This window comes from Lysobacter alkalisoli, assembly GCF_006547045.1.
Classification (GTDB): domain Bacteria; phylum Pseudomonadota; class Gammaproteobacteria; order Xanthomonadales; family Xanthomonadaceae; genus Marilutibacter; species Marilutibacter alkalisoli.
Genome location: NZ_CP041242.1, coordinates 218796 through 225000, shown reverse-complemented (window position 1 = coordinate 225000; position 6205 = coordinate 218796). Strand labels below are relative to the sequence as shown.

6 protein-coding genes (1 of these 6 running past the window's edge) are annotated in these 6205 nt (G+C 67.8%); 2 read left to right on the top strand and 4 right to left on the bottom strand.

All coding sequences use genetic code 11. The features are described from left to right. On the bottom strand, positions 1-679 hold the 5' portion of the coding sequence (gene tyrS / locus FKV23_RS01010; protein ID WP_141622189.1) for a tyrosine--tRNA ligase. Its footprint begins 545 nt before the window's first position; 679 of the gene's 1224 nt are visible here — the first part of the coding sequence; the start codon lies at positions 677-679; the stop codon falls past the left edge of the window. Positions 680-867: 188 nt separating this feature from the next. Between tyrS and FKV23_RS01005 the strand changes: the two genes are divergently transcribed. Further along, positions 868-2313, top strand: a complete 1446-nt coding sequence (locus FKV23_RS01005; RefSeq protein WP_141622188.1) for a M23 family metallopeptidase — start codon at positions 868-870, stop codon at positions 2311-2313. Between the two features lie 58 nt (positions 2314-2371). Next, positions 2372-3523 carry an anhydro-N-acetylmuramic acid kinase gene (locus FKV23_RS01000; protein WP_141622187.1) on the top strand — a complete coding sequence of 384 codons (1152 nt, stop codon included), beginning with the start codon at positions 2372-2374 and terminating at the stop codon, positions 3521-3523. 11 nt (positions 3524-3534) lie between these two features. Here FKV23_RS01000 and FKV23_RS00995 read toward each other — a convergent pair whose 3' ends face one another. The 3 genes from FKV23_RS00995 to FKV23_RS00985 form a co-directional block, all read right to left on the bottom strand. Then, positions 3535-3852 (bottom strand): hypothetical protein, encoded by a 318-nt coding sequence (locus FKV23_RS00995; protein WP_208543212.1) that lies wholly within the window; start codon positions 3850-3852, stop codon positions 3535-3537. 63 nt (positions 3853-3915) lie between these two features. Continuing rightward, entirely contained in the window at positions 3916-5355 is a 1440-nt protein-coding gene (locus FKV23_RS00990; protein WP_141622186.1) for an AmpG family muropeptide MFS transporter, read from the bottom strand. After that, positions 5352-6167: an exodeoxyribonuclease III gene (locus FKV23_RS00985; RefSeq protein ID WP_141622185.1), complete on the bottom strand. Its 816-nt coding sequence runs from the start codon at positions 6165-6167 to the stop codon at positions 5352-5354. The genes FKV23_RS00990 and FKV23_RS00985 overlap by 4 nt, the downstream gene beginning before the upstream one ends. Positions 6168-6205: the final 38 nt, after the last annotated feature.

The following is a 6205-nucleotide window of genomic DNA, read 5'->3' as shown; positions in this document are numbered from 1 at the left end:
CGTCGAGGCCTTCGAGCAGCGGCATGGTCAGCACGATCTGTGGCGGCTGGCCGTGCGCTTCCTGCAGACCCCGACCCATCAGCAGATTGAACTTCTGGTCGGTGCCGCCGAGCTCGACATCGGCCTTGAGCGCGACCGAGTCGTAGCCCTGCACCAGCGGATACAGGAATTCGTGGATCGCGATCGGCTGCTGCGCGGCGTAGCGCTTGGCGAAATCGTCGCGCTCGAGCATGCGGGCCACGGTGTGCTGCGCGGCGAGCCGGATCATGTCGGCGGCGCCCATCTCGCCGAACCACTCGGAATTGAAGCGCACCTCGGTCTTCTCGCGATCGAGCACCTTGAACACCTGGTCGGCATAGGTCCTGGCGTTGGCCAGCACGTCCTCGCGGGTCAGCGGCTTGCGGGTGACGTTCTTGCCGGTCGGATCGCCGATCATTCCGGTGAAGTCGCCGATCAGGAAGATCACCGTATGACCGAGGTCCTGGAACTGCCGCATCTTGTTGAGCAGCACGGTGTGGCCGATGTGCAGGTCGGGTGCGGTCGGGTCGAAACCGGCCTTGATCCGCAGCGGCCGGCCGCCCGCTTTCATCGACGCGCCGAGACGGGCTTCGAGCTCTTCTTGCTTGAGGATTTCGTCGGCGCCGCGGCCGATCAGTTCAAGGGCTTCTTGGATGGACAAGGCAGGGACTCGGACAGGGTGGCGCGCCAGACTGAATGCGACAGCGGCCACATATTGGTGTTAACAGATGGTAAAGCGTCGGCAGAAACGAAAAAACCACGTGGCTCAATGGTTTGACGCGGGTTGCTCACGTGACTATGGTACCTCCGACACAGTAACTTCACATTGCCTACGGGGGGCGATCCAACATGACTGTACCGGGTTCCGGCCAAGGCCGGCGCGAGCGCCTGAAGGCCCTGCGCGAAGCCGCCCTGCACCGCCCGGTGCTGGCCCGCCACCTCTCCGATGGCTTCAATGGCCGCTGGTCGCGCCGCCAGTGGGTGACCGCCAGCCTGTTCGCGTCAATGGGCCTGCTGGTCGCCGCGATCGTCCCCGGTTTCGACACCGACGTCACCGCACCCACTCACGTGCCGCGCCAGTCGATGGCGTTGGCGTTGCCGCCGCTGCCGGTCAGGAGCGAAGAGGAAGCACGCGGCGACAGCTGGCATGTGGTGACCGTGCAGCCGGGCCAGACCCTGGGCCAACTGTTCGAAGAGCAGGGTGTTCCCGCCTCGCTGCTGCAACGCATCCTGGAACAGCCCAGCGCCAAACAGGCCCTCGGCCGGCTGCGCCCGGGCACCGAGCTGGCTTTCGACCTGCCGGTCGATGGCAATGGCCTGCGCACCTTCCGTTTCGACCGCGACGACACCGCCCGCATCGAGCTGGCGATCAACGGCGATGCGATCGTCGAGAACGTGATCGAACGTCCGGTCGAGACCCGTACCGTGGTCGCCACCGGCGAGATCAGCAGTTCGCTGTATGCCGCCGCGCGCAAGGCCGGGCTGTCGCCGGCGGCGATCGCGGTGATGACCGACCAGATCTTCCAGTACGACATCGACTTCAACACCGACATCAAACGCGGCGACCGCTTCAGCGTGGTGATGGAGGAAAACTGGCGCGAGGGTGAGCGTATCGGCCGCGGTCAGATCCTCGCCGCCACCTTCACCACTGGCAACAAGACCCATTCCGGCTTCCGCTTCGAACGCGAGGGCAAGGCCGAGTACTACACCGCTGACGGCCGGCCGCTGAAGAAGAGCTTCATCCGCATGCCGATCCCGTATGCACGGTTGACCTCGGGCTTCGGCGCCCGCCGCCACCCGGTGCTGGGCAAGGTCCGCCAGCACAAGGGCGTGGACTACGCCGCCAAGACCGGCACCCCGATCATGGCCGCCGGCGATGCTCGCGTGCAGTTCGTCGGCTGGCAGGGCGGCTATGGCCGCACCGTAGTGCTCGACCACGGTCGCGGCTACACCACCCTGTACGCGCACATGTCGCGCTTCGGCAACTACAAGGTCGGCCAGCGCGTGCCGCAGGGCTCGGTGATCGGCTATGTCGGCACTTCCGGACTGTCCACCGGGCCACACCTGCATTACGAATTCCGCGTCAACGGCGTGCACCGCAATCCGCTGTCGGTGACGATGCCGCCGCCGGAGCCGCTGCGCGGCCAGGCGCTGGCCGCATTCCGCGCCCAGACCGCGCCGGCGCTGGCACGGATCCAGCAGGTCGAGCGGCTGGTCTACGCCGACGCCGGCGGCGACACCGACGCCGGCAACGTCGCCGCGGCCAAGCCGGCAGGCGACGGCAAGAAGGGCTGAGTTACGCCGCGGCGGGCGCTGGACGTAACCTTCAGGCCCGCCAGCCATCTTCATCCAGATGCCCGACCTTCCTCCCGGCCTGTTCATCGGCCTGATTTCCGGCACCAGCGCCGACGGCATCGACGCCGCCCTGGTGCGTTTCGGGCCCGATGCCCGCTGCGAACTGCTCGCCGGCTCCACCCATGCCTGGCCGGATGCGCTGCGCGCCCGTCTGGTCGAGATCGGCCAGGGGGCGAAGGTCGATTCGCTGGACGAGATCGCCACTCTCGACGTGCAGGTCGGCGAAGCGTTTGCCGGGGCCGCGCTGCGGCTGCTTGCCGAGGCCGGCGTAGCCGCTGGCGATATCACCGCGATCGGCTCGCATGGCCAGACCGTGCGTCACCGCCCCGCTGGCGCAGCCTACGATGGCCAGCATCCGTTTACCTGGCAGATCGGCGACGGCCACGTGATCGCCGAGCGCACCGGTATCGCCACGGTCAGCGATTTTCGCCGCCGCGACGTGGCCGCCGGCGGCCACGGGGCGCCGCTGCTGCCGGCGCTGCACAACGCCCTGCTGCGTTCGCCGGACGAGGACCGTGCGGTGCTCAACCTCGGCGGCATCGCCAACCTGACCCTGCTGCCGGCCGCCAGCGACGGCGACGTGCGCGGCTTCGACACCGGTCCGGCCAACTGCCTGCTCGATGCCTGGTGCCTGCGCCACACCGGGCGCGCGTTCGATGCCGGCGGTGTGTTCGCCGCAAGCGGCCAAATCGACGAAACCCTGCTCGCGCGCCTGCTCGACGAGCCATGGTTCGACGCGCCAGCGCCGAAAAGCACGGGGCGCGAACAGTTTCACCTCGACTGGGTCCAGCCCCGGCTCGGTGGCGACGAGCGCGTCGCGGACGTGCAGGCGACCCTGCTCGAACTCAGTGCGTGCACCATCGCCGATGCATTGCTTGCATCCCAGCCGACGACACAGCGGGTACTGGCCTGCGGCGGCGGCGTGCACAATCCACGCCTGCTCGAACGCATCGGCGCCCGCCTGCCGGGCGTGCAGGTCGAATCGACTGCGGCGCATGGCATTGACCCGGACCGGATGGAGGCGATGGGCTTCGCCTGGCTGGCACGGCAGACCCTGGCCGGCTTGCCGGGCAACCTGCCCAGCGTCAGCGGTGCATGCGGCCCGCGCGTGCTCGGGGTGGTGCATCCGGCGTCCGCCAGACCGGGCTGACGCCACGGGCCTCAGCGGCCGTTGTCCGCCGCACCCTCGCTGGACAACAGGCCTGACGACGGCGCTGCTGCCTCTTCGGACTCACCGACCCGGCCGATCTGGGCGAAGCCCGGATCACTGGGCACCGACTCCAGCGCCGCGATCGCGTCCTGCAGGGCCTTGGCGTCGGCGTCATTGAGCGAGCGCGCCAGCTCGCCTTCGCAGACGTACAGGCCCTGCTCCAGCAGCCGCATCAACGCGGTCTGCAGGTCCCAGCCGTGGGCCTGGGCGACGCGCTGGATGCGTTCCATCAGAACGGAGTCGATCTGTCGAAGGATGATGTCGCTCATGTCGATGACGGATTGATCGGGGGGATCCTGCGAAATGCCCAAGAACGCTTCTCCTTGCGCGCTTCATGCCGCTGCCCCGCCCCCCCCGGCGGCACGCGGCCTGCGCATGGCCAACAGTATGCACAACAACACGCCGGGCACGCCGACCAGTGCGGTACCGGCAAAGAATAGCGAATAGGCTTCCATCAGGCTGCGGCCGACCTCGAGCTGCTCGACCGCGACCCCGGAAAAGCCCTTGAGCACCTTGCCGAGCAGCGCATAGAACGAACTCAGCAAGGCGTACTGCGTCGCGGTGTAGCCGATGTTGGTCAGGCTGGACATGTAGCCGATCAGGGCCACGCCGGCATAGCCGCTGCAGAAGTTGTCGATGACCATGGCGATGGTGAACGCACTGACACTCGGCCCCTGCATGGCCAGCCAGGAAAAGGCCAGGTTCGAGCCGGGGCCAAGCACCGCGCCGGCGATCAGGGTCGGCATGAAGCCGAAACGCACCGCACTCAGGCCGGCGGCTGCGATGCCGACGATGGTGGCGACCAGGCCGATCGTGCCACGCACGCTGCCAACGGCTTCCTTGTCCATGCCCAGATCGGCATAGAACGGGTTGGCCATCGGTCCCATCAGGAAGTCCGGCAGTCGGTACAGGCTGATCACCAGCAGCATCAGCAGCGCCCAGCTGCCGTGCTGGCGGAAGAACGCCACGAACGGGCCGACCAGGGCGTCGAACAGGCCCTGCGGGGTGAACAGCGCCGGATGCGACTGCAGGGTTGCCTGCACGCTGGCGGGCGGCTCGCGGGCCATCAGGGTGGCGAACACGCCGACCGCCATCAGCACTGCCATCAGCTGGTACGACACCACCCAGCCGATGTGCGCGGCCATGATCAGGATCAGCGCATCGGTGACCAGCAGCGCGCCGCGGTAGCCGAGGGTCGCACTGGAGGTCAGCAAGCCCTGCTGCTCGTTGCTGTCGGCGCTCTCGATGCGCCAGGCGTCGATGACGATGTCCTGGGTGGCCGAGGCGAACGCGACCACCAGTGCCAGCGCGCCGAACACCAGCAGCTGGTCGAGGGCGATGCCGGCCAGCACCAGCTCACCCTCGCGCGGCTGTACCAGCGCCATTCCGATCAGCGCCACCGCAACCACGATCTGCGAGAGCAGCATCCAGCCCCGGCGGCGACCGAGCCAGCGCCCGAACAGCGGCGCGTCGAGCTTGTCGATCAGCGGCGCCCACAGGAACTTCAGCGAATAGGCGATGCCGACCCAGGACAGGAACCCGATCGTCGACAGCTCGATCGCGTTCTCGCGCATCCAGAAGCCCAGGGTGTTGCCTACCAGGTACAACGGGATGCCGGACGAAAAGCCCAGCAGCAACATCACCAGCACTTTCGGCTCGCTCAGACGCGCGAGCACGTCGCGCCAGCCCGGGCGCGCGGGCTTCACCGGATCGGCCTTGGCAGGCGGTACCGCGGGCGTATCGCTCGGCGGGCTGCCGGGCAAGTCGCTCATCGGGCCAGGCCCCCGTCGAACTCGACGGTGAACGGCGCATGGTCGGAGAAGCGCGGCTCGCGCGCGATCGAGCAGGCCTTCAGTCGCTTCGCTAGCGCCGGGGTGACCAGCTGGTAGTCGATCCGCCAGCCGACGTTGTTGGCGCGGGCGGCGCCACGGTTGCTCCACCAGGTGTAGTCCTGGCCCTGGGGATGCAGCGCTCGGTAGGCGTCGACCCAGCCGCCCTCACGCGAAGGAGTGCCATCGCTGCCACTGTCGTCGCCGATCTGCGCGTTCAGCCACTCGCGCTCGGGCGGCAGGCAGCCGGAGTTCTTCTGGTTCGACTTCCAGTTCCGGATGTCGAGCGCGCTGCGGACGATGTTCCAGTCGCCGCACAGCACGTAGTCGCGGCCGCTGGCCAGCCACTCGTCGAGGATGGGTTTCAACCAGTCCATGACCTCGAACTTGAAGCCCTGCCGCAGCTCGCCCGAGGATCCGGACGGGATGTAGAACGAGACCACGCTGAGGTTGCCGTAGCGCGCCTCGATGTAGCGCCCTTCGTCGTCGAACGGGGCCCAGCCCAGCGCGGTGCGGACCTCGTCCGGCTCGCGCCGGGAATGGATCGCCACCCCGCTGTAGCCCTTCTTGGTGATCGCGTCGCGGTAGAAGCAGTGGTGGCCGTCCGGGCGGAAGCACGCATCGACCAACTGCGATTCCTGGGCCTTGGTCTCCTGCACGCAAAGCACGTCGGCATCCTGGGCGTGGAACCAGTCGAAGAACCCTTTGTTGGCCGCGGAGCGGATGCCATTGGCGTTGAAGCTGATGATTTTCACGAGGTGGGGGTTGGTGTCTGGGATCGGGGACTGGGCAA